The sequence below is a fragment of the Amycolatopsis sp. SID8362 genome, assembly GCF_010550475.1.
Classification (GTDB): domain Bacteria; phylum Actinomycetota; class Actinomycetes; order Mycobacteriales; family Pseudonocardiaceae; genus Amycolatopsis; species Amycolatopsis eburnea.
In genome coordinates this window covers 1-947 of record NZ_JAAGNB010001500.1, presented here as the reverse complement: position 1 = coordinate 947, position 947 = coordinate 1, and the positions used below count along the sequence as shown (strand labels likewise).

General features: G+C 74.3%; 1 protein-coding gene. It reads left to right on the top strand.

Annotation, left to right across the window (positions count from 1 at the left end; all coding sequences use genetic code 11):
• On the top strand, window positions 1-947 hold a 947-nt coding region (locus tag G3I65_RS45845; RefSeq protein WP_160701659.1), incomplete at both ends, for an acyl carrier protein.

The following is a 947-nucleotide window of genomic DNA, read 5'->3' as shown; positions in this document are numbered from 1 at the left end:
TTCGACTCGCTGACCGCGGTGGAGCTGCGCAAGCGCCTCGCCGCCGCCACCGGCCTGACCCTGCCGAGCACCCTGGTCTTCGACTACCCGAGCCCGCACGCGCTGGCGGCGTTCCTCGGCGGCCTGCTCGACGGGACCGGCGGCGCCGTGCGCGGCCCGGTCGCCACCACCGGCGGCGGCCACGACGAGCCGATCGCCATCATCGGCATGAGCTGCCGGTTCCCCGGTGGCGTCGCGACCCCGGAGGAGTTCTGGGAGCTGGCGCTGGCCGGCACCGACGCCATCACGTCCTTCCCGCCCGGGCGCGGCTGGGACGCCGACGCCCTGTACGACCCCGACCCCGACCGCGGCGGCAAGACCTACTCCACCGCGGGCGGCTTCCTCGGCGACGCGGGCGAATTCGACCCCGGCTTCTTCGGGATCTCGCCGCGCGAGGCGTTGTCGATGGACCCGCAGCAGCGGTTGCTGCTGGAGACGTCGTGGGAGGCGTTCGAGCGGGCCGGGATCGACCCCGCGGCCGTGCGCGGCAGCCTGACCGGAACGTTCATCGGGTCGAGCTACCAGGACTACGGCACCGACGTCGCGGACGGCGCCGAGGGCCACCTGGTCACCGGCACCATCCCCAGCATCCTGTCCGGGCGGCTGGCGTACCTGTTCGGCCTCGAAGGCCCGGCCGTCACGGTCGACACCGCGTGCTCCTCCTCGCTGGTCGCGCTGCACCTGGCGTGCCAGTCGCTGCGGTCGGGGGAGAGCTCGCTCGCCCTCGCCGGCGGTGCGACGGTGATGGCGAGCCCCGACCCGTTCGTCGCGTTCAGCCGCCAGCGGGCACTGGCCCGCGACGGCCGCTGCAAGGCCTTCTCCGACGCCGCCGACGGCATGACGCTGGCCGAGGGCATCGGACTCCTGCTGGTGGAACGGCTGTCCGACGCGCGGCGCAACGGCCACGA